This window comes from Streptomyces sp. NPDC045899, from assembly GCF_056431485.1.
The window spans coordinates 375,804-396,182 of sequence record NZ_JBWKKP010000001.1 but is presented as its reverse complement, the minus strand read 5'-3'; the positions used below and the strand labels follow the sequence as shown (position 1 = coordinate 396,182).

Annotated in this window: 18 protein-coding genes; 7 read left to right on the top strand and 11 right to left on the bottom strand. The window is 71.5% G+C overall.

Annotation, left to right across the window (positions count from 1 at the left end; genetic code table 11):
- Positions 1–165 precede the first annotated feature (165 nt).
- From AC07FT_RS01765 to AC07FT_RS01750, 4 genes are all read right to left on the bottom strand, one after another.
- On the bottom strand, positions 166–645 hold the full coding sequence (locus tag AC07FT_RS01765) for a DoxX family protein (protein ID WP_479173135.1): 480 nt from the start codon (positions 643–645) through the stop codon (positions 166–168).
- A gap of 155 nt (positions 646–800) precedes the next feature.
- Complete coding sequence (locus tag AC07FT_RS01760) at positions 801–2,771, bottom strand: FAD/NAD(P)-binding protein (protein ID WP_479173375.1); 1,971 nt, start codon at positions 2,769–2,771, stop codon at positions 801–803.
- Positions 2,772–2,908: 137 nt separating this feature from the next.
- Positions 2,909–4,609 (bottom strand): alkaline phosphatase D family protein, encoded by a 1,701-nt coding sequence (locus AC07FT_RS01755; protein WP_479173133.1) that lies wholly within the window; start codon positions 4,607–4,609, stop codon positions 2,909–2,911.
- 104 nt (positions 4,610–4,713) lie between these two features.
- Positions 4,714–5,382, bottom strand: coding sequence for an HNH endonuclease family protein (locus AC07FT_RS01750; RefSeq protein ID WP_471195094.1), 669 nt, complete (start codon positions 5,380–5,382; stop codon positions 4,714–4,716).
- Positions 5,383–5,836: 454 nt separating this feature from the next.
- Between AC07FT_RS01750 and AC07FT_RS01745 the strand changes: the two genes are divergently transcribed.
- The gene (locus tag AC07FT_RS01745) at positions 5,837–6,418 is read left to right on the top strand and encodes a TMEM165/GDT1 family protein (RefSeq protein ID WP_479173131.1); all 582 of its coding nucleotides are present in this window, start codon (positions 5,837–5,839) and stop codon (positions 6,416–6,418) included.
- Between the two features lie 228 nt (positions 6,419–6,646).
- Here AC07FT_RS01745 and AC07FT_RS01740 read toward each other — a convergent pair whose 3' ends face one another.
- Both AC07FT_RS01740 and AC07FT_RS01735 read right to left on the bottom strand, forming a co-directional pair.
- On the bottom strand, positions 6,647–7,309 hold the full coding sequence (locus AC07FT_RS01740) for an HAD-IA family hydrolase (RefSeq protein ID WP_479173129.1): 663 nt from the start codon (positions 7,307–7,309) through the stop codon (positions 6,647–6,649).
- A gap of 211 nt (positions 7,310–7,520) precedes the next feature.
- The gene (locus tag AC07FT_RS01735) at positions 7,521–8,468 is read right to left on the bottom strand and encodes a peptidoglycan-binding domain-containing protein (RefSeq protein WP_479173127.1); all 948 of its coding nucleotides are present in this window, start codon (positions 8,466–8,468) and stop codon (positions 7,521–7,523) included.
- 167 nt (positions 8,469–8,635) lie between these two features.
- Here AC07FT_RS01735 and AC07FT_RS01730 point away from each other — a divergent pair, with 167 nt between their 5' ends.
- Positions 8,636–10,747 (top strand): DHA2 family efflux MFS transporter permease subunit, encoded by a 2,112-nt coding sequence (locus AC07FT_RS01730; RefSeq protein WP_479173125.1) that lies wholly within the window; start codon positions 8,636–8,638, stop codon positions 10,745–10,747.
- Between the two features lie 36 nt (positions 10,748–10,783).
- Here the strand turns inward: AC07FT_RS01730 and AC07FT_RS01725 are convergent, their stop codons facing one another.
- Positions 10,784–11,317 carry a GNAT family N-acetyltransferase gene (locus tag AC07FT_RS01725; RefSeq protein WP_479173123.1) on the bottom strand — a complete coding sequence of 178 codons (534 nt, stop codon included), beginning with the start codon at positions 11,315–11,317 and terminating at the stop codon, positions 10,784–10,786.
- A gap of 128 nt (positions 11,318–11,445) precedes the next feature.
- On the opposite strand from AC07FT_RS01725, the gene AC07FT_RS01720 reads away from it, so the two are divergent.
- The gene (locus tag AC07FT_RS01720; RefSeq protein ID WP_479173121.1) at positions 11,446–12,108 is read left to right on the top strand and encodes a hypothetical protein; all 663 of its coding nucleotides are present in this window, start codon (positions 11,446–11,448) and stop codon (positions 12,106–12,108) included.
- The gene (locus AC07FT_RS01715) at positions 12,105–12,581 is read left to right on the top strand and encodes a hypothetical protein (RefSeq protein WP_479173119.1); all 477 of its coding nucleotides are present in this window, start codon (positions 12,105–12,107) and stop codon (positions 12,579–12,581) included. Before AC07FT_RS01720 ends, AC07FT_RS01715 begins: the two co-directional genes overlap by 4 nt.
- 67 nt (positions 12,582–12,648) lie before the next feature.
- Here AC07FT_RS01715 and AC07FT_RS01710 read toward each other — a convergent pair whose 3' ends face one another.
- From AC07FT_RS01710 to AC07FT_RS01695, 4 genes are all read right to left on the bottom strand, one after another.
- Positions 12,649–13,608, bottom strand: a complete 960-nt coding sequence (locus AC07FT_RS01710) for an SDR family oxidoreductase (RefSeq protein ID WP_479173117.1) — start codon at positions 13,606–13,608, stop codon at positions 12,649–12,651.
- Between the two features lie 46 nt (positions 13,609–13,654).
- Positions 13,655–14,842 (bottom strand): helix-turn-helix domain-containing protein, encoded by a 1,188-nt coding sequence (locus tag AC07FT_RS01705; RefSeq protein WP_479173115.1) that lies wholly within the window; start codon positions 14,840–14,842, stop codon positions 13,655–13,657.
- Positions 14,843–15,424: 582 nt separating this feature from the next.
- Complete coding sequence (locus tag AC07FT_RS01700) at positions 15,425–15,751, bottom strand: antibiotic biosynthesis monooxygenase family protein (protein ID WP_432035315.1); 327 nt, start codon at positions 15,749–15,751, stop codon at positions 15,425–15,427.
- Between the two features lie 16 nt (positions 15,752–15,767).
- Positions 15,768–16,178, bottom strand: a complete 411-nt coding sequence (locus AC07FT_RS01695; RefSeq protein WP_479173112.1) for a DUF2000 family protein — start codon at positions 16,176–16,178, stop codon at positions 15,768–15,770.
- A gap of 155 nt (positions 16,179–16,333) precedes the next feature.
- Between AC07FT_RS01695 and AC07FT_RS01690 the strand changes: the two genes are divergently transcribed.
- From AC07FT_RS01690 to AC07FT_RS01680, 3 genes are all read left to right on the top strand, one after another.
- A complete protein-coding gene (locus AC07FT_RS01690) occupies positions 16,334–17,137 on the top strand; it encodes an AraC family transcriptional regulator (protein ID WP_479173373.1) in 804 nt (267 codons plus the stop codon).
- Between the two features lie 259 nt (positions 17,138–17,396).
- Positions 17,397–19,478: a bifunctional glycosyltransferase 87/phosphatase PAP2 family protein gene (locus tag AC07FT_RS01685; RefSeq protein WP_479173110.1), complete on the top strand. Its 2,082-nt coding sequence runs from the start codon at positions 17,397–17,399 to the stop codon at positions 19,476–19,478.
- 96 nt (positions 19,479–19,574) lie between these two features.
- Complete coding sequence (locus AC07FT_RS01680; protein WP_479173108.1) at positions 19,575–20,210, top strand: superoxide dismutase family protein; 636 nt, start codon at positions 19,575–19,577, stop codon at positions 20,208–20,210.
- Positions 20,211–20,379: the final 169 nt, after the last annotated feature.

Sequence of the window (20,379 nt, the reverse complement as noted above, 5' to 3'; positions counted from 1 at the left end):
CGTATGTCGCCGGGAAGCGGCAGACGCGGCCTGTACAGCCATACAGCGTACGCCTAGGACGGGTGAGGATAGCGGTACGGGGTGATGATGTTGTTCGAATCACGCCATGCGGGGCACATGACCCCGCATGACGTGATGCGGGACGAGTTCTGAACTGCTGTTCCGTTACACCGCGGTGGGCTGGCGCCGCGGCTCGGTCCGGTCGGACGTCGCGCGCGAGGAGCCGAAGAGGCGCTCCAGCGCCAGCGGGCCGGGGCCGGTGAAGACGAGGAGCAGCAGCGCCCAGCAGAACATCGCGGACGACTCGCCGCCGTTCTGGATGGGCCACAGCTTCTCGGGCTGGTGCTCCACGAAGTAGGCGTAGGCCATCGAGCCGGAGGCTATGAACGCCGCGCTGCGGGTGCCCAGTCCGAGCATCACCAGTCCGCCGCCGACGAGCTGGATCACCGCGGCGTACCAGCCGGGCCAGGTGCCCGCGTCGACGGTCTTGCCGGTGCCCATCATCCCGCCGAACCAGCCCAGCAGGGAGGCGGCGCCGTGGCAGAAGAAGAGCAGTCCGACGACGATGCGGAAAAGGGACAGAACGTACGGTCTGGCGCTGTCGAGCAGTTCGCCGAGAGAGCGCGGCGCGGTCGAGGGAGACATGGGGGACGGGCTCCTTGTTCCGGGGACGGGAGACAACGCGCCAGGTTAGGTTACCCTCACCATTTGTTGCAAGTTCAAGTTCCTGCCAATGCGGAGCCCTCGATCACTGGTTCATGGAGCCGTGACCTCGTGTCTCAGGAACGGATACGCGGGATTCAGGAACGGATACGCGAGACGGGGACAACTTCCTGCCAGGGGTCGCCCGATACGGTCACGCTCAGCACCGCACGCGCTATCGCGTCCGTATCGCACAGCGTGACCGAGTTCACCCCGGGGCGCGCCCCGGCGGCCGTCACCCAGTGGACGCCCTCGGTCGGCACACCGACCGCGAAACGACGCGGATGCGGCCGACCCTGTGCGTCTACGAGCCGGTACGGCGACGGGGTGATATCAATACCGGCTGTTTCATAGCCGTCCACCTCATGCGGACGGCACTGCCCGGTGTGCAGCAGCCACAGCAGCAACTCATCCGCCGTACGGCGCAGATCGGGCGCCGGCAGCCGGGCCTCGATCAGTGTCGTGGCCCTCACCGGCTCACCGGGCACCTCGGCGGACCGCCCCAGGAAACCTGCGCCATCGCTCCCGGCCGCGGGGGAGACCTCGAGACCCGGGCCCAGGACCTCCAGGACGCCCGCCTCGATCAGCGCGGCCATCTCCTCGATCCGGCGGCGCGGCGGGCCGATCGAGAGGAAGGCGTTCAGCGGGGTGTACCAGCCGTCGAGATGGGCGTCGCGCGAGGCACCGCTCAGCCCGCCGTGGTCGACGATCTGCCGCAGCTCGTTGCGGAGGTCGCGCAGGACGTCCAGGGCCGCCTTCACCGGCCCGGCCACATTGCCCTGCCGCGCCTGCGCCACGTCCTCGCGCAGATACGCCAGCAACCAGCGCCGGAAGTCGTCGCGCCCGGTGAAAACGCGCCCCCGGTGCGGCCGGGACACCGTCTCCCAGCACCAGCGCCGCCCGGCCGGGACACCGAATTCCGTGAGCACCGCCGCCTCTTCGGGACCGCCGTGCCCGGTGGCCAGGAACGCCTGCCGGAAGCGGGAGGCGGGGGCGGCCGGGGCCGGAGCCGGGTCCCGGGCCAGCAGCGCCTCGTAGTAGACGGTCTCGGCCTCCTTGGCCACCAGCGGCCATATCTCGCCCAGGAAGTCCGGCGGATCGCCCGCCTCCGCCCGCTTGCGGAACTGGGCGAGTACATCGGGGGTCAGCAGCAGCGGATCGTGACGGCCGTACGGGCCCTTCGCGTTGTCCCCGCGCGCCTGGTACGGGATACCGCGCCGGGACCCCGCGTACAGCCGGGGCTCCCGCCCCGAGGGCCGGTAGACCAGCCTGGGGCCGTCCGGACCGGGTGCCGGGACGAACCGGCCGCCACGGCCCTGCGTCAGCAGCGCCACATGGTCGAAGAAGTTCAGGCCGAGACCGCGCAGCAGCACCGGTTCGCCGGGGGCGACGGGCGACAGGTCGACGTCGGCCGGGTTGGCGGGCGGGTAGTAGCGCAGTCCGAACCGCCCGGCGTGGGCCGCGAACCGGGCCTCCGTCGCGTCGGCCGCCGTCGCCAGATGTCCCTGGGCCAGCACCACCGCGCGCAGCCCGGCCAGCCGGGTGCCGTCGTCGAGGGTGAGCAGCTGCCCGCCGTCCGCGCGGTCCTCCAGCCGTACGGCGCGGGCGGTGTGCACCCGGACCGTCACCGGCTCCGGTGCGCCCCGCACCACCTCCGCGAACACCCACTCCAGATAACGGCCGTACAGCGCGCGGCTGGGGTAGTCGTCCGGGCCGAGTCCGGGTGCGACGCCGCGCGCGGTGGCCCATTCGTACAGACTCGGCCCGGTCCGTACCGGTCCGTCGCACACCACGCTCGCGTCGGTGAACAGGGTCACCTGCGAGGCCACCGTGTTCATCAGCAGTTCGCCCGGCTGCGCGGTGCGCCACACCCGTCCGGGGCCGGGCGGGTACGGATCCACCACATGCACCGTCAGCCGGGCGCCGGGGGCCAGTTCCGGGGCCGAGGCGCACAGTCGCTCCAGCACGCTGGTGCCGCGCGGACCGGCTCCGACGACGGCTATGGCGTGGGGGTCTCCGGCCAAGGTGGTGTCTCCCGGGGCAGATGGACGCAGGGGGCGCGCGCCCATCATGCCGGTCGCCCCCGGAGAAACGAGCCGCTGGCCGGAACTGATCCCTCCGGTGTGGGGCGGATCACGCGCGTCACGGTGTGAGTCATCCCACCCGCCCGTTATGCGAGGTCAGCGCGCGGAGGACGGCCCTCCGGTCAGGGGCCGGTCCACTCCGTCTCCAACGCCGAGGTCAGCCGGGCCGGGCCGCCCGACGGCCCGCCGCGCGCCTGGTCCATCCGCAGCTCCGCGGTACGTCCGCGCAGGGTCAGGGTCATCAACTGGTTGCCGAACCATGGACCGCCGGTTTTGCGCCAGCTCAGCCGGGAGCGCGGCACCCGGCCGTGGCGGGCGAAGAGACGGCCGACCGCCCGCCCCGCACCGCTCCAGCCGAAGCGGAACCCGGCCCGGATCGAGGCGTGGATGCTGTTGTGCACCGGGGAGCAGGTCAGCTGGCGCACCTGGCTGCGCGGCCGTTCCGGCCAGCGCGACCAGTCCGGTTCGGCGATATAGGCGTGGTGGACATCGCCCGACAGCACACTGATCGTGGCCGGGGCCGACGGCGCGGCGCCCACCTGCGCGATGAGACCGGTCAGAGCGTCGAAGGACTCCGGGAACGCGCCCCAGTGCTCCAAGTCGCCCCGCTGCCGCAGGTCCTCGCCGATCCGGGCCCAGCGCGCACCGCGGCGGCCCGCGCACACCGAGGCGTTCCAGCTCTCGACGTCATGCACGAAATGGGGGAGCAGCCAGGGCAGCGAGCTGCCGATCAGCAGATGGTCACAGCCGGGCCCGGCGGCGGACCCCGCCCCGGTGCCCTCCAGCGCCTGTTCCCGGACCCAGGCGAGCTCCTCGTCGTGGAGCATCGCCCGCTCGTGCTCGCTCAGCACCCGGGCGCCCCGGGTGTCCACCATCAGCAGCCGCACCGGTCCGAAGTCCCGGCGGTAGCTCCAGCGCGTGTACACCGGGTCGGCGTCGGCGTGGGAGGCGAACTCCCGCAGCGCCTCCGTTCCGTCGGCCGCCCCGCTCACCGTCGCGTACAGCGGATCGGCGGCCAGTTCGGCGGGGGAGAGGTTGCCCAGGTGCTGATACACCCAGTACGACATCAGACCGCTGACGATCCGCTCCTGCCACCACGGGGTGGCGCGCATCCGTCTCAGCCACGCCTCGCTGGTGTTCCAGTCGTCTATGACGTCGTGGTCGTCGAAGATCATGCAGCTGGGGACGGTGGAGAGCAGCCAGCGCACCTCCGGGTCCAGCCACGATTCGTAGTAGAGCCAGGTGTACTCCTCGTAGTCCGCGACCTGCTCGCCCGGTGGCTCGGACAGCTCGCGGCGGGTGGCGATGCGGCCGCGGATCCCCTCGGAGGTCTCGTCCGCGTACACCTGGTCGCCCAGCAGCACCAGTACGTCGGGGCGCGGTGCGCCGGGGGTGCGCGCCAGAGTGGCGGCCAGCGTGTCCAGGGCGTCGGGCCCGATCGGGTCGTGTGAGGCGTCGGAGGGCGGTGCCGCCCAGCGGCAGGAGCCGAACGCGACGCGTACGGGCGCCTGGTCGCTCCCGGCGGTGGCGGGCGCGGGGGTGCGGATCGTGCTGTCCGGGAAGTCCGAACCGGGCAGCGGCCAGACCTGCTCGCCGTCCAGCAGCACTCGGTAGGCCGTCTCACCGCCCGGCCGCAGTCCGGTGACCTGGACCATGGCGTAGTGGTGCCCGGCGACCTGCCAGGTGGCGGCGGTGCCGCCGGCCCCGTCGGCACAGCGCACCTCGGCCTCACAGGGCCGGTCGGTCTCGACCCAGACCGTCGCGCTCGTACCGGTCTCCCAGTCGACCTGCCGCAGCAGTGGTCCCAGGCGCAGCCCGGCCATCCGGCCCTCCTCCGTCGTCGCCGTATGCGTACGGTACGGAACGACGGAGGAGGGTGTGGAGGTTCCGGCGTGTGTTTCGTGTCGCCGTCGCCGCGGTGGACGGGTCAGCAGCCGCCGAGGATCTCGTCGAGCTTGGACTTCTCGGCGTCGTCGACCGACAGCTTGTACTCGTGCTTCACCGAGACCCACATCCGGGCGTACACGCAGTGGTAGGACGCCTTCGGCGGGAGCCACTCGGCCGGGTCCTGGTCGCTCTTGGACTGGTTCACATTGTCCGTGACGGCCACGAGCTGTGAGTGGGTCAGGTCGTTGGCGAAGCCCTGGCGCTGGTCGTTGGTCCAGGAGTCCGCGCCGGAGGTCCATGCCTCGGCCAGCGGGACGACGTGGTCGATGTCCACGTCGGCCGGGTCGGTCCAGCTGCCGTCGTCGTAGGGGGACTTCCAGGTGCCGCTGGTGGCGGCGCAGCTGGAGTCGGTCTGGACATCGGTGCCGTCGCGCTTGAGGACTTCCTCGCGGGTGTTGCAGTTGCCGCTCTGGGTGATCCAGTGCGGGAACTTCTCGCGGCTGTAACCGTCCATCGACCCCTCCGTCTTCACCGTCAGCTCGCCCAGGTAGCCACGGGCGGTCTCGGCGCTCGGCGGTGCGGGGGGCTCGGCCTGGGCATTCGGCCCGTTCAGGACGAGAGTGCCCAACAGAGCCGCGAATCCACCGAAGACGGATATTCGACGCGCGTAGACGCTGCGCCGGGTGGAGTGGATGCGCATTGAGGACATGCGTACTCCCTTGATGTGGGGGGTCGTTGGCCGGTGCCCGGCCATCGTGTCGGCGCCGCATTGCCGTGGGGTTGGCGCCAGGTAACAGGGTGGCGACGCGACCATGTCAACGCAAGGGGCTTCTGGAATCGGGTGTGCCGCCCGTGCGTACCACCCGCGTGGTGAGCGGCCGTTCTCCGCCCGGTCACCCGGCCGCCGGAGATCGCCGGGGGGTCCCGTATCCTGGGGGCAGCAGAAGGGGAGTAGCTCCTCGCCGGACCGTCGACATACTGCCCGCCCCTCGAGGTGCGGGCCGGCGCCCGGAGCGTACGAGAGTGAGACCGCCGTCACATCGCACGGTGCGCTCGTCCGTACGCCAGCGAGACCTTCGGCCGCAGTGTCCGACACTGCCGTGCCGAAGCGATCCTTCCCCGGGGCCCCTCGGCGCGGCCCGACCCGATGAGGTAACCAGCCTGTGTTCAGCTTCACCGTCGCCGCCGTCGTCTTCGGCGTCGTCTTCCTCGCCGAGCTGCCCGACAAGACCGCCCTGGCCGGGCTGATGCTCGGCGCCCGCTACCGCGCGTCCTACGTCTTCGCCGGTGTCGCCGCCGCCTTCGCCCTCCACGTCGGCCTCGCCCTCGCGGCGGGCAGTGTGCTCACCCTGCTCCCGCAGCGGCTGCTCTCGGCCATCGTGGGGGTCCTCTTCCTCGGTGGCGCGGCGATGCTGCTCCTCAAGAAGGACGAGGACGAGGAGGAGATCCGCAAGCCGGTCGACCAGAGCTTCTGGAAGGTCTCCGGGGCGGGCTTCATGCTGATCCTGGTCGCGGAGTTCGGCGATCTGACGCAGATCATGACCGCCAACCTCGCCGCCCGCTACGACGATCCGCTCTCGGTCGGCGTCGGTGCCGTACTGGCGCTGTGGACGGTGGCGGGCCTGGGCATCCTGGGCGGCCGCACGCTGATGAAGTACGTACCGCTCCGGCTGATCACGAAGGTCGCGGCACTGGTGATGCTGGCGCTGGGCGGCTTCAGTGTCTACGAGGCGGTGTCGGGCTGACCCTGCGGGGCCGGGGGCCGGGGGCCGGGCGACGGGCTGGGGGGCCTTCTGCCCCGTCCCGTTACGCCCGGCCGGGTCCGGCGGGGGCTTCGGCTCCCGCCCCGGCCCGGTCGGGCTCGGTGGGGTGCGGCTCGCCCCGGTCCCGCGCTGGTCCGGCGCCGGTCCCAGGTCCCGTTCTCAGCGGTCAAGTCCGGGCCGGATCGGGGTCGCGATGGTTCGGTCGTCGGGTCAGGCCGGGAGGTGGAGCCGGAGGGTGCCGTCGGGGCGGGGCTCGACGCGGACCCGCTCCAGGTCCGGGACATGGGCGTCCGGGGCGTGGGCCGCGGCGCGCGGGCCGACACCGACCACTCGCATCCCGGCGGCCCGTCCGGCCGCGATGCCCACCTCGGAGTCCTCGAAGACCACGCAGTCCCCGGGTGCGAAGCCCAGTTCGGCGGCGCCCTTGAGGAAGCCCTCGGGGTCCGGCTTGCTCACGCCGACCCGCTCCGCGGTCACCCGCACCCCGGGTATCGGCAGTCCGGCCGCGTCCATCCGCGCCCGGGCGAGGCGTTCGTCGGCGGAGGTCACCAGGGCGTGCGGAAGACCGGACAGCGCGGCCATGAAGGCGGGGGCGCCGGGTATCGGTACGACACCGTCGAGATCGGTGCTCTCCCGCTCCAGCATCCACTGGTTGTCGGCCAGGTTCTGCGCTGCGGGCCGGTCCGGCAGCAGCACCGCCATGGTGGCGTGCGCCTGCCGTCCGTGGACGACCTTGAGCACGCTCTCCTCGTCGAGTCCCTGGTCGGCGGCCCACAGCCGCCAGTAGCGCTCGACGACGGCGTCCGAGTTCACCAGGGTGCCGTCCATGTCGAGGAGCAGGGCGCGGGCGGTGAGCGTGGCGGTGGCCATCATCGGCGGACTCCTCAGAAAGGGTGGACTCCCCTGGGGAAGGCGGACTCCCCGGAAAAGCGGACTCCCCGGAAAAGAAGACAAGTGGCTCCGCCCGCCGGTCAGGGAGTGCGGGCGGAACCACTTTGTTCCTCCACCATACAAATAGCTCCGCCCCGACGCCAGTCCCCCTGGTGATCCCCGTGCCGCCCGCCTGTCCCGGCGGGCGGCACGATCACGGCTCGTCGGTCCTGGACTCCAGGTCACGGCGGGTCCGCTCGCCGTAGGTCCCGTCCGGATCGCCCGCCACGTCATAGCGATCCTGGTAGCCGGAGACCGCGTCCTTGACCCCCTCGTCGTACTCGCCGTCGGCGGCGCCGAGGTACATCAGCAACTGCGTGAGTCTCTTCTGGAGCTCGCGGACCTCGTCCCCGCTGTCGCCCTCGCCCAGTACGGGCGGACCGGTCGGCTCCGGGGTCGTGGGCGGGGTGGAGTCCGCATCGCCCGGACCGGTCGGCTCCGGTTCCGCCCCGGTGGGCGTCGCGGAGGCGGAGGCGCGCGGCGGTGCGGGTGCGTCGTCGCCGCGCGGGCCGGAGCCGGAGCCGGAGTCCGGGTGCGGTGCGCCGGAGCCGTCCGCGGCGGAGGGTCCGGCGCGGTCGGGGGTGGCGGGCGCGGCGGGTCCGCCGGAGGCGTCGCCGCTTCCGGCTCCCCGGCCGTCACCGGGGTCGGCCGGGGTGCTCGGGCGGCTGGTCGCGAGCGCGTGCCGGCCCTTTCCGCCGCCGTCGTCCTCGCCGTCGCCGCCCAGCAGGCCGGTGCCGAGGACGAGCGCTCCGGCGACGGCCACGGCGGCGGCGCCCGCGAGCGCGATCACGACCGGCTTGCGGCGGCGGCCGGACGCGGCGGCGTCCCCGGGCGCGGTGTGCCCGGGTGTGGTGTCCGCGTCCGCCGCGGTCGCCTGTGTCCGGTCGGCGCCGGCGCCCGGCTCCGGCTCCGGTCCCGGCTTCGGCTCCGTCTCCGACGGGCCGGAACCGGAATCGGGCCGCGTCCGCCTCGTGATGTCGCCGGTGTCGCCGGTGTGGCCCGCCGCCGAGGTGGCGGCGGCCGCGCGCGCCGCGCAGGCGCACCCGGGGCGGCCGTTGGCACGCGACGGGGCCAAGCAGTGCGGGCAGGATTCTGCCGTCACGGGTCTTTCCCTCCCTGGATTGGCAGCGATTATGCGCATCCGACCGGCTTCCGTGCAGGTGTTCGTTCGATGGGTGGACAACTGCGTGGACCCGCTCGGCGGGCCGTATCGGGGCATAAAGGTGAGGATGGGGGCACGATGGGAACCCCAGCAGCCGAGGAGTCGCCATGGCGCAGGACGCCGGCCACCCGACTCCGGCGCCGGGCGCGCCGGGTCCCGTGGCACCCGCCCCCTGGGAGGGACGTCCACCGCGTACCGTCCTGGTGGCCATCGGCGCGCTGCTGCTGGGACTGCTGCTCGCGGCGCTCGACAGCACGATCGTCTCCACCGCGCTGCCGACGATCGTCGGCGACCTCGGCGGTCTGGAGCACCTGTCCTGGGTGGTCACCGCGTATCTGCTCGCCTCCACGGCCGCCACCCCGCTGTGGGGAAAGCTGGGTGACCAGTACGGACGGAAGCGGCTCTACCAGGGCGCCATCATCCTCTTCCTGATCGGCTCGGCGCTGTGCGGCCTCTCCCAGAACATGGGTGAGTTGATCGCCTTCCGCGCGCTCCAGGGACTGGGCGGCGGCGGGCTGATCGTGCTGTCGATGGCCATCGTCGGCGATATCGTCCCGCCCCGTGAACGCGGCCGGTACCAGGGCCTCTTCGGCGGGGTCTTCGGCACCACGAGTGTTCTCGGCCCGCTGCTCGGCGGACTGTTCGTCGACCAGCTCAGCTGGCGCTGGGTGTTCTACATCAACCTCCCGGTGGGCATCGTGGCCCTGCTCGTCATCGCCGCCGCGCTGCACATCCCGGCCCGCCGCACCCGGCACACCATCGACTATCTGGGCACCGCCCTGATCGCCGCGATGGCCGCCGCCCTGGTGCTGATGGCCTCGCTCGGCGGGGTCACCTTCGGCTGGGGCTCCTGGCAGATCGTCGGACTCGCGGTGGTCGGCGGGCTGCTGCTCGTCGTCTTCGTCCGGGCGGAGGCGCGGGCCGCGGAACCGGTGCTGCCGCTGAAGCTGTTCCGCAGCCGCACCTTCACCCTGTGCGCGGTCATCGGCTTCGTCGTGGGCTTCGCGATGTTCGGCAGCATGACCTATCTGCCGACCTTCCTCCAGGTCGTCCAGGGCGTCTCACCGACCGTCTCCGGTCTCCATATGCTCCCGATGGTCGTCGGCATGCTGATCGCCTCGACCCTCTCCGGACACCTGGTCAGCGTCACCGGCCGCTACAAGGTCTTCCCGATCCTGGGCACCGCCGTCACCGCCATCGGGCTGCTGCTCCTGCACCAGCTGCGGGAGACCAGCGGGGTGGTGGAGACCAGCGCGTACTTCTTCGTCTTCGGCACCGGTCTCGGCCTGGTCATGCAGGTGCTGGTGCTGATCGTGCAGAACTCGGTGGGTTACGAGGACCTGGGCGTGGCCACCTCCGGCAACACCTTCTTCCGCTCGATCGGCGCCTCCTTCGGCGTCTCCGTCTTCGGCACGATCTTCGCCAACAACCTCGGTCCGCACATCACCGAGGCGCTCGCCGGGCAGCGGCTTCCCGCGGGGATCGACATCGGCACCCTGACCGCGGATCCCCGGGCCATCGGACGGCTGCCGGACGAGCAGCGCTCGGCGGTGCTGCACGCGTACTCCGTCTCCATCACCGATGTCTTCCTCTACGCGGTGCCGGTCGTGCTGATCGCGTTCGTCCTCGCCTGGTACCTGCGCGAGGAGCCGCTGCGGGGGAGCGTCACCGCGCCGGACGTGAGCGAGGTCCTGGCCAGCAACCCGGTCGAGCGCTCCTCGCGCGACGAGTGCGCACGGGCGCTGTCGCTGCTGGGCAGCCGGGAGGGCCGCCGGCAGATCTACACCGACATCACCGAACGGGCCGGGCTCGACCTCAAACCGGCCGCGAGCTGGATGCTGCTGCGCATCAGCCACCAGGGGTCGGTCGAGCCCGCGATGCTGGCCGAGCGCGGCCCGATCCCGCTGCGGGTCATCACCGAGGCGTCGCGGCAGATCGAGGAGCGCGGGCTGGGGCGGCGGTATGGACTGGACCTGTCGCTGACGCCACGGGGGCGGGAGGTGGCGGACCGGCTGTACCGGGCCCGGGAGGCGTCGCTGGCCGAGCTGCTGGGCGACTGGTGGTCACCGACGCGGCCCACGGACCTGATGGAGCTGGTGGACGAGCTGTCGCGGGAGATGTGCGGTTCGGACGCGGAACGGCCGCGCAACGGCGGCGCGCGGGGTGGCCGGGGCGGCGGTGGCCAGTGGCAGGGGCCGGAGCCGCCGTGGGCGCGGTGAGTGCCGGATGAGGCGGCCCGCTCCGGACCCGCTCCCTCATTCCAGCTCCTTGGCCATCCACACCTCGGCATACGTGCCGTCGCCGAACGGCGCGACCTCCCGGTAGCCGTGCCGGGCGTACAGCGCCCGTGCCTCCACCAGGTCCAGCCGGGTGTCCAGCACGATCCGCCGGGCACCCAGTCCGCTCGCCGCCGCCTCCACGGCGGCGAGCAGCGCACCGCCCCCGCCGAGGCCCCGGCTGCCGGGGTCGATGTACACCCGTTTGAGCTCGACGGTGTGCGCGTCCCGCCGCCGCAGCCCGGCGCATCCGGCCGGTCCGCCCGCACCGTCGCGCCGGGCCACCAGGAACACCCCGTCCGGCGGGGCGAGGTCATCGCTGTCCATCTCCGACAGCGCGCGTTCGATCTCGGCGGCGGTGGCGTCCCGGCCCTCGTGCAACCGGTAGTAGCGATCGGCCACATCGACCAGGTACGCGCGCAACAGGCCGACCGCCACGGGGTCGTCGACGGGCAGCGCGGACACCGTCCAGGAGGCGGCCGGGCGGGGTGTGCGGAGCGGGGTGCCGGACATGCCGCGCATCCTCGCAGCGGCGGTCCCCGTGACGCGACTCAGTTTGAGGCCCGGCGCTCGGGCTACCCGCATAGGTAGGGCGCTCCCGGATCCGTCGGGGGCGACTGGCGGGAAGGCAGAAGCAGACCATGTCAACTGGCGCCATCATCACCGTGGTTGTCGTTGCGGTCGTCGTCGCGGCCGCGCTCGCCGTCCGGTTCGCGCGGGGCGGTGCGGGGCGCAGAGAGCGCGTACTGCGACGCCACTTCGGACCGGAATACGAACTCAGCGTGGCCGAGCACGCGGGCGACACCGCGGCCGCCCACCGGGACCTGGACGAACGGCTCGCACGCTACCGGGACCTGCGGACCGAACCGCTCTCCGGTGAGCTGCGCGAGCGGTACGTGGCCGAGTGGTCCGGTGCGCAGGAGCAGTTCATCGACTCGCCCGAGCGCACGGTGGCCATCGCCGACGAGCTCCTGGCGCGCCTCGCCCGGGACCGTGGCTACCCGTCCGACAGCTACGCGGAGCAGATCGCCGCGCTGTCCGTGCACCACGCGCACTGTGTGCAGGGCTACCGGCAGATCCACAACGCCGCGGCGCGGACACGTGAAGGACTGACGGACACCGAGGAGCTGCGGGAGGCCGTGGTGCACGCCCGGCCGTTCTTCGAGGACCTGGTGAAGCCGCCGCACCACGGCGACACGCACCAGGCCGCCACCCCCGCTCCGGCACCGACCGCACACCGCTCCGGCCGGGGCGGCCGGTGGGCGCTCGGCCTCGGTCAGACGAAGAAGGGCGGAGCCTGGTGACGGACCCGAGGACGGAACACCCGGTCGCGATGGAAGACCCGATCGCCCCGCACACCCCGGGGCACGACACCCAGCGCCTCAGGCGCGTCAACCGGATGAGCGGCGATCGCCACGAGACGCGGCGGCTGCGGACGGTGGGAAAGCAGGAGACCGCGCCCCGCGCGGAAGGCACGACGCCGAGCACCCCGGGCGGCCCCAGCTTCCCGGTGCTGCCGGTCAGTGAGCACGATGCGCTGGAGGAACGGCTGCGGCACGCGGTGAGCGGTTTCGTGGACTCCCCGCGCGGCGCGGTCGAGGAGGCGGACGCCCTCCTCGACGAACTGGCGGCCCGTATCACCGCCCTGCTCGCCGACCGCCGCGACACCCTCCGCTCCGCCTGGCACGCCGACGGCACGGACGCCACACAGACGGAGGAACTGCGGCTGGCCATGCGCGGCTACCGCAACGTCCTGGAGCGCCTGCTCACCGTCTGAACCCGCGATACCGCAGACCGCCCCGGCCTCCCCGGCCCGGGGCGGTCTGCATCGTCGACCGTGCGGATCAGCGGAACGAGCTGATGTTCTCGCTCACCCAGTCGTCGTAGGTCCGCAGCGGGCGGCCGATGATGTCCCGCACGGACGGCCGCTGGTCGGCTGTCCACCGGACGAGTTCGCCGAATCGGGCGCCGTACTCCTCGAGTGCGTACAGCGTCACGTCGATCGCACCCTCGGGCCAGCCACGGCGTCGCCAGACCGCCCGGCTCTCATCCGCCGTCAGGTCGACCGTGTCGATGTCGCGGCCGAGGGCGGTGGCGATGCTCCGTATCCGTGAACGGGTGCTCAGCGGGAGGCCCACGGCCTCGACGACCGTCCCGGTGTGGTCATCGCCGACCAGGGCAGCGGCCACGACGGCGGCGAGGTCCTCCTCGTGGATGAACGGGTAGTGGCCCTGGTCGAGGAAGGCCTCCCGGACCACCCCGTCGGCGCGCACGGTGTCCGGCCAGTCCGACCCCGTCGCCGGGTAGGTGCCCTCGATGACGGCACCCATCACAGCCGACGGCCGGATGTGCGTCCAGGCCATGCCCGAGCGCTCCACCGCCTTCTCGATCGCCAGCCAGAACCAGGTCTCCGGCGGATGGGCCGCTTCGTACTCGGGCCCGTGAGACGACAGCAGAACGACTTTGCCGACGCGGGCGTTCCGCGCCAGGGCGAGGGCGTCCCCCACCGTCGCCGGATGGGCACCGGCGAGGAAGACGGCCCCGACGCCGTCGAAGGCTCGGGCACACTCCAGCGGCCGGGTGACAGACCCTTCCACCACCTCGACCGTCTCGGGCCAGCCATCGCACTGGTCCGGCTCGGCCAGCACCCGCACACACCGCCCCATGGCGAGCAGTTGCCGGGCCAGACACCGGCCGACGATCCCGGTCGGGCTGTTGCCTTCATCCCTGCGCGGGCTGACGACCGTCAGCAGGCAGATGTCTTCGGCCGCCGACGTCTTCGCACTCCGCTCGAACCTGTCCACAACAAGACCTTTCAACCCGTGGGCGTAGATCTTGCACCGGGTTCGGTCAGAGGGTGAAGGGATCCTCGTCGAGCCTTTCCGACAAATGCTCCAGAGTGTCCTTGAGGCTTGTGGGTGCACCGCTCAGCCTTTCGCGCTGCTCGGCGATATGACCGATGAGGCGGAGAGTCCGCCCCGAGGAGATTCCGGGTGCGGCGGTGAACAAGGACCGGGCCACGTCTTCCGCGTCGCGCCAGGCATTGACGTCGAGCAGGCATTGCGCGAGTCGTGCAACGCGTTCGCTTGAGTAGCCAGTCGTGACATCGCGTCCGGGCTCTACGGACCGTAGGAGTCGCTCGATCGCCTTCTCCGCATCGCCTGCGATTTGAAGCGCGTGGCCCCACTGGCGATCGATCTCTCCATGAGTCACCCACCACGCCCATTCCGGCTCACCGACGGTGTCACCGTCCTCGATGAGCGAGCGGGCGCGTTCGAGCGATTCGTTCGCATCCGACGTACGTCCCGTATGGACCAGCGCCTTGGCCTCACGGATGCGGAACATGGCCTCGACGCGAGGGGACAGCCGTCCGCGGTGGAGAACCGACCGGGCGATGGACAGCGCCTCCTGGTTCCGTCCGCACCATTCACTCTGCATGGCCATGTTCTGCATGGTCAGCAGTGCGATGGAGCGGTCTCCCGAGAGATTCGCGAGGAACAGTGCCTCATGGTTGAAGCGCCGGGCGGCGTCTTCCCTTTCCGCGTCCCACAGTGCCCAGCCCGCGACTTCGGCGAGTTCCGCGGCGGCCGACTGGATGTCGCGCTCATACCGGGATTCGTAGTCTCCGTTCCCCAATCGATGATGTACGACCTTGAACGCGCGGGCCGCGGGTTCGGCGATGGACACTCCGTTGAGTTCATTGTCCAGGACGATCAGCCGACGGGACGTCTCCCGGATGGCCTCCGCGAAGTCGGCGCCACGCGCCTCGTTGAGTCTGAGGATCCGATCGGGGGAGGCTGTGGTTTCCGTCGAAGCCAGGGGCGCGGCCATGCGCGTCGCGATATCGACGAGTTCGCCATCTGTGCTGAGCAACTGGTCCAACCCCGCGACGAGTTGGACCGACGGCTGCTGTTTTCCGGAGAGCACGCGAGACAGATAGGCGTGGTCGTAGTTCAGCTTGCGGGCGACCGCCCGGACGCTCATGCCCCGATCGCGAAGCAGGTCACGGACTCTCTGGCTGAACTCCCCGCCGCTCATGGTGACCAGAGTACGGGCTGTCACCGCGCCGTCACCAGCCAGTCACCAACCGGGACGCCACCAGCGCGGTTGTCTGGACGTAGATCAGCCGACGCCGCACAGGAGCGCCAACGTGGAAGAGAACAAGTCCCCCGGCTTACGGGCGACATGGCCCGGCCAGAGCCTGACCGGCCTGACGGGTCCGAGGAACGTCCACACGGGCACTCCGTCGGAGTGCCCCGTCTGCCGGCTCGTTCTTCCGGCCGGGCAATCACCCGTGCGGTGTGATGTGTGCCGCGCTCTTCTGCGGCAGCAGGCGCATTGGAACGCCGTCGGGGAGCATTCCAAGGCGGTGGATTGCCTGGTGGCACTCCAGCGGCACCATGAGGGGCCGCTGCACAAGGACACGGACCGGTGAGGCGCCGCCCCGTGATGACGCTGCGCGTGTCCCGGGACGGCGGGAAGACCTACGGGCCGGTGCGTGTGGTCAGGTCCACCGAACCGCTGAATCCGGTGGAGACATCGGCGTGGCCGCCGTGCCGGTGCGCACGATGTGCGTCGGCGCGGCGGCCACGCTGATGGCCGATGTGCGCGGGCCCCGGGTCAGCCCTGCTTGGGGGCCGCCTGCTGGACGACGTCGAAGGACCAGAGGGTGGAGCCGGAGGCGGCGGGCTTCTGCTGGGGGGCGTCGTCGCCACCGCGCTGGTGGGCCGCCTTCATGGGGCCCTCCATCCACGCCTGGAAGGACTCCTCGTCGCGCCAGCGCGTGTAGACGAGGTACTGGTCGGTGCCCTCGACCGGGCGCAGGAGCTCGAACCACTCGAAGCCGTCGGAGTTCTCCACGGATCCGGCGCGCGAGGCGAAGCGCTTCTCCAGCACCTCGCGCTGTTCCTCGGGCACGGACAGCACATTGATCTTGACTACGCTCATGGCGCCATCCTGCCACTCAGCCGTGCAGCCGAAGTCCCTTGGTCACCTTGTCCACCGCGTTGCGCGGTCCGTACACCGCGAGGCCCACCAGGCGAAGGTCGTCGGCCTCCACCGCCCGTACCGCCGCGCGGTTGTCGTCCTCGTTGCCGGTGCTGAACAGCTCCTCGGTGTACACCGCGGTGGCCAGTCCGCGGGAGAGGGCGCGGGTACGGGTGCGGGTGAGGGCGGGGGAGTCGGCGGCGTAGACCAGGACCGGCTCACGGAACATCGGGAGGTAGGTGTTGCCCGAGGCGTCCTCGTACGCCTTGCCGACCATCTCGTCGGTGGCGTGGGCGAGCCCGCTGGAGAGGAAGGCGGTCACATTGAGCTTCTGCCAGTCGGCCAGGTCGTCCCGGACGACGACCGCGATCTTGGTGTCGTAACGCATGGGACGACCCTCCCCCGCGTCCCGGTATGTGGTCTTGAACGCTGGTGCGCGCCGGCAGGCTGCACAATGGACAGGTGAACCCAGGTGGCGAGCGGAACGGCGGCTCCGGCGACTGGGCCCGCTACTGGCGCGACCCGGACCGGCCGGTCGAAGCCATGCACGCGCACTTCTTCAGCCACCGGTTCCACCCCCACAGCCATGACGCGTACTCCTTCGCCGTCACCGAGGCCGGTGCCCAGCGCTTCCGCTGCCGGGGTGCGACGCGCACCAGCGGCGCGGGGATGGTGATGGCCTTCAACCCCGACGATCCGCACGACGGGGAGGCCGCCGCCGAGCTCGGCTACAAGTACCGGATCATGCACATCGGTCCGGACGTGGTGCGGGACGTGCTCTCCGACGTGGGAACGGTCGACGAGGACCGGGTTGCCCTGCCGCTCTTCGACGAACCCGTCCTGTCCGACCCGGTCCTGCGCCGCGCCCTGCTGGGGCTGCACACCGCTCTTGTCGGGGGCGCGGGCCCGCTGGTGCGTGATGAGTGGCTGACCGCCACCGTCAGCGCGATGGTGCGGCGCACCGCCACCCGGCCGGTGCGCGCCCGGACCCTTCCGGCGGGCGGGGCGCGGGCGGGGGCCGCCCGGCGTGCGCGGGCGCTGCTGGAGGAGGAGTACGCGCTGGAGATCCCGGCCGACCGGCTCGCGGCGGCGGCCGGATGCAGCCGGTTCGCGCTCTACCGGGCGTTCCGCGCCGAGTACGGCATGGCGCCCAGCGACTTCCAGCGGCAGCTGCGGCTGCGCCGCGCCCGAGGGCTGCTGGTCACCGGGTGCAGCGCGGCAGAGGCCGCCGCCGAGGCGGGGTTCGCCGACCAGAGCCACTTCCACCGCTGGTTCGTGCGTTGCTTCGGGGTGACCCCGGGGGCCTTCCAGCGGGCCGCGGGCCCGGCCCTCCGGCCCGCTTCCTGAGCTCCCCCGCCCGCTTTCCTGACAGGTGTTCGGACGGCGTCGAGCCGTGGTCGAACGCCGGTCGAACGACAGTCGGGCGAAGGAGGAGTGTTCCGCATCCACCGCAGTCGGCTCAGTAGGGTCTGTTCACGCCGGATCGATACACAAAGCGACTGGGGGACAGCGGAGCGTGGCGAATGCGGAGCGGAGTGGACCGGTCACCACCCCGGGGACCGGGCCTGGGCCCGGCGCCACGGGGGCGCGGACGGCCCGGACCGGCATGGCGCTGGGTGCCCTGTGGCTGCTGGCCGGACTGCTTGCCGTCCGCCAGGCCGCGGCGGTGCTGCGGCGGCCACCGGACCAGCGGCTGACCGACCTGGAGACCTGGATCGGCGACCGCGGCGTCCTTCATTTGAGTGGTTCGCTCTACGCGGGCGACGCGTTCACCGGCACCCCGTTCGCCGGGCTGGTGCTCAAACCGCTGACCCGCGCCGCCGAGCAGAGCCTCGGGGTCGCCTGGACCTTCGGCACCCTGCTGCTCGTCGTCGTCCTCGGCCTCGTCGCCGCCCGCGCCCTGCCCGGTCCGGTCTCCCGGCGCACCTCGCTGCTGGCCGCGCCGTGCGGCATCTGCCTGCTGGTGCTCTCGCTCCCGGTGCGCAACACCTTCACCCTCGGCCAGACCAGCATCATCCCGGTGCTGCTGGTCGTACTCACCGTGCTGCCCAGCACCTCGGGACGGCAGGCGGGGGTGCTCATCGGCGTGGCCGCGGCGCTCCAGCCCGCGCTGCTGCTGTTCGCCGTCCTGGCCTGGCTGGTCGGACGGCACCGGCCGGCCGTGCTCGCCGGGACGACGTTCGCCGTCTGCACCGCGCTGGCCGCGGCGGTGATGCCGCACGACTCCTGGACGTACTGGGCGCACCACATCGGCGGTGCCGGACTCGGTGCGTCCGCCGACAGCGTGGGCAATCAGTCCTTGCACGGACTGCTGCTGCGCGCCGGTGTGGCGGGCCCGGCCGAACTGGCGCTGCTCGCGCCCTTGGCCGTGACGGTCGCGGTGGTCGGTCTGCGGCGCGCGGTGCGCTACGCGCGGGACGGGCAGTTGCTGCTGGCCACCGCGATCACTGGCTGTGTGGCGCTGGCGGTCTCGCCAGCCTCCTGGCAGCACCAGCAACTGTGGATCCTGCTCGCCGTGGTCGGCCGGGTCGGCAGGCGCGCCGCGGACCGGCTGGTCTGGCCGGTGCTGGTGGTGCTGGCGATGTCGCTCAGCCGTACCGCGCTGCTGCCGGACATCGAGCTCCTCGGCCATATCGGTGACAACGCACCGCTGTTGGCCGCGCTCGCCGCCGCCTGCGGGGTGCCGTTCCTCTTCCGCTCCTCGCCGCTGTGGCACGATCCGGTCCCGACTCCGGCGGCGCGGCCGGCCAAGGGCCGGTACTCCTGGGTGCCGCTGCTGAGCCTGCCGCGGCGGCCGCTGTGCCGCCCCAACCTGGTGCTCGAACTGGTGCTGATCCGCATCGGCTACTTCGTGTACTCGTGGATCCGCGGCCACGCCCCCGATGAACGCGGCCCGGCCGAGGGGCACGGACACCAGGTGCTCGTGGTCGAGCGCCTGCTGCACCTCGACTTCGAGTACGGGTTCAACGCGTTGGTGGCCGACACCGCGTGGCTGCGGCACGGAATAAACTGGTACTACACCACCTTCCACTTCCTCGTCCCGCTGTCGCTCCTGGGCTGGCTGTATCTGTGCCGCCCGGCCGCCTACCGGTGGGCCCGCACCCCGCTGGCGTTCGCCACCGTGCTGGCACTGGCGGGCTTCTGGCTCTACCCGCTGGCCCCGCCACGGCTGATGGGGCTGGGCTACGTGGACACCGCACACGGTCCACAGGACTTGGCGCACCCGGACTTCGGTGCCCTGACCAAACTGTCCAACCAGTACGCCGCGATGCCCTCGCTGCACGTGGGGTGGTCGCTGTGGTGCGGTGTGGTGATCGCGATCGTGGCGCCCCGCCTCTGGGCGAAGGCGCTCGGCGCGCTGTATCCGCTGCTGACCACGGCCGTGATCGTCGGCACCGCGAACCACTACGTCCTGGACGCGGTCGGTGGCGCCGCCGTGGTGTCGGCCGGGTTCGGCCTCCAGTACCTGCTGCTCGGGGTGGGCAAGCACCCGCATGAGGAGGCGCCACCGCTGTCGGCGACGATGGGCGCCGCGGTCACCCGGGCCCGTGGGCTGGTACCGGGTCTGGTGAGACAGCGCAGCGGACGGCACGACGATGCCAGGAGCGTCGAGGAGCCCCAGTCCGCCGCGGACGAACCCCCAAAGGGGGGTAGTCCTCGCGTTGAGCGGCATGACCAGCGGGTCTAGCGTGGTGAAAAGGGGCGGAAAGGCGCGCAAGCAGGTGGGAGGGGGACCTGGGAATCGAAACGGGAATCGGGGATCCCGACCGAGGAGGGATCAAGGATGTTGCTGGTGAAGGCTGTGACCGCGGCGGTCGCCATAGGCGCCTCCATAACCATCGCCACACCCGCGGTCGCCGCGCCACCACACCCCTTTGTCTTCGTCCACGACAAGTTCCAGCCCGCCGCACAGGCGAAGAACGCCGGTGCGGTGACCTACGACAAGTCGGCGGTGCCGACGTCCGCGAGCGTGTTCATCGCGGAGGCGCGGGTGGGCGGCGAGGGCATGAAGTACCACGAGGGTGCGGACGGCCACCAGAACGGTCACCGCATGATGCACCACGGCACGTTCGTGTTCATCAGTCTGCGCGGTCTCGCGCCCGACCACCACTTCGGGATCCATGTCCATACGAAGCCGTGTGGCACCAAGCCCGACTCCTCGGGGCCGCACTACCAGAACAAGCAGGACCCGAAGCAGCCCTCGACCAACCCCACGTACGCCAACCCGCGCAACGAGGTGTGGCTGGACCTCACCACCAACAGGGCCGGCAAGGGCTGGTCCAAGTCGTGGGTGAAGTGGCACTTCAGGTCAGGTGAGGCGCGTTCCGTGGTGATCCACGAGCATGCCACCAGCACCCACCAGGGGAAGGCGGGGATGGCCGGGGACCGGCTGGCCTGTGTGAACGTCCCCTTCAAATGAGTCGCCGCTGAACGCTGTTGACGACGGCCTCGCACCAGGCGAGGCCGTCGTCGCCCGCTGGGTGACTCTTCGCCGAACGGGCGCCGATGCCGCAACCCCACAGTCTCTTCTCGACAGGTACCCGGGCAGGTAGTTCCACTCTTAGCGAGGGGCGCTGCCATGGCTCACA

What these genes read in the sequence shown, in the direction of transcription:
- AC07FT_RS01765 (WP_479173135.1), bottom strand. Translation starts at nt 645, where the DNA reads ATGTCTCCCTCGACCGCGCCGCGCTCTCTCGGCGAACTGCTCGACAGC.
- AC07FT_RS01760 (WP_479173375.1), bottom strand. Translation starts at nt 2,771, where the DNA reads ATGGGCGCGCGCCCCCTGCGTCCATCTGCCCCGGGAGACACCACCTTG.
- AC07FT_RS01755 (WP_479173133.1), bottom strand. Translation starts at nt 4,609, where the DNA reads ATGGCCGGGCTGCGCCTGGGACCACTGCTGCGGCAGGTCGACTGGGAG.
- AC07FT_RS01750 (WP_471195094.1), bottom strand. Translation starts at nt 5,382, where the DNA reads ATGTCCTCAATGCGCATCCACTCCACCCGGCGCAGCGTCTACGCGCGT.
- AC07FT_RS01740 (WP_479173129.1), bottom strand. Translation starts at nt 7,309, where the DNA reads ATGATGGCCACCGCCACGCTCACCGCCCGCGCCCTGCTCCTCGACATG.
- AC07FT_RS01730 (WP_479173125.1), top strand. Translation starts at nt 8,636, where the DNA reads ATGGCGCAGGACGCCGGCCACCCGACTCCGGCGCCGGGCGCGCCGGGT.
- AC07FT_RS01725 (WP_479173123.1), bottom strand. Translation starts at nt 11,317, where the DNA reads ATGTCCGGCACCCCGCTCCGCACACCCCGCCCGGCCGCCTCCTGGACG.
- AC07FT_RS01720 (WP_479173121.1), top strand. Translation starts at nt 11,446, where the DNA reads ATGTCAACTGGCGCCATCATCACCGTGGTTGTCGTTGCGGTCGTCGTC.
- AC07FT_RS01705 (WP_479173115.1), bottom strand. Translation starts at nt 14,842, where the DNA reads ATGAGCGGCGGGGAGTTCAGCCAGAGAGTCCGTGACCTGCTTCGCGAT.
- AC07FT_RS01700 (WP_432035315.1), bottom strand. Translation starts at nt 15,751, where the DNA reads ATGAGCGTAGTCAAGATCAATGTGCTGTCCGTGCCCGAGGAACAGCGC.
- AC07FT_RS01695 (WP_479173112.1), bottom strand. Translation starts at nt 16,178, where the DNA reads ATGCGTTACGACACCAAGATCGCGGTCGTCGTCCGGGACGACCTGGCC.
- AC07FT_RS01690 (WP_479173373.1), top strand. Translation starts at nt 16,334, where the DNA reads ATGCACGCGCACTTCTTCAGCCACCGGTTCCACCCCCACAGCCATGAC.
- AC07FT_RS01685 (WP_479173110.1), top strand. Translation starts at nt 17,397, where the DNA reads ATGGCGCTGGGTGCCCTGTGGCTGCTGGCCGGACTGCTTGCCGTCCGC.
- AC07FT_RS01680 (WP_479173108.1), top strand. Translation starts at nt 19,575, where the DNA reads ATGTTGCTGGTGAAGGCTGTGACCGCGGCGGTCGCCATAGGCGCCTCC.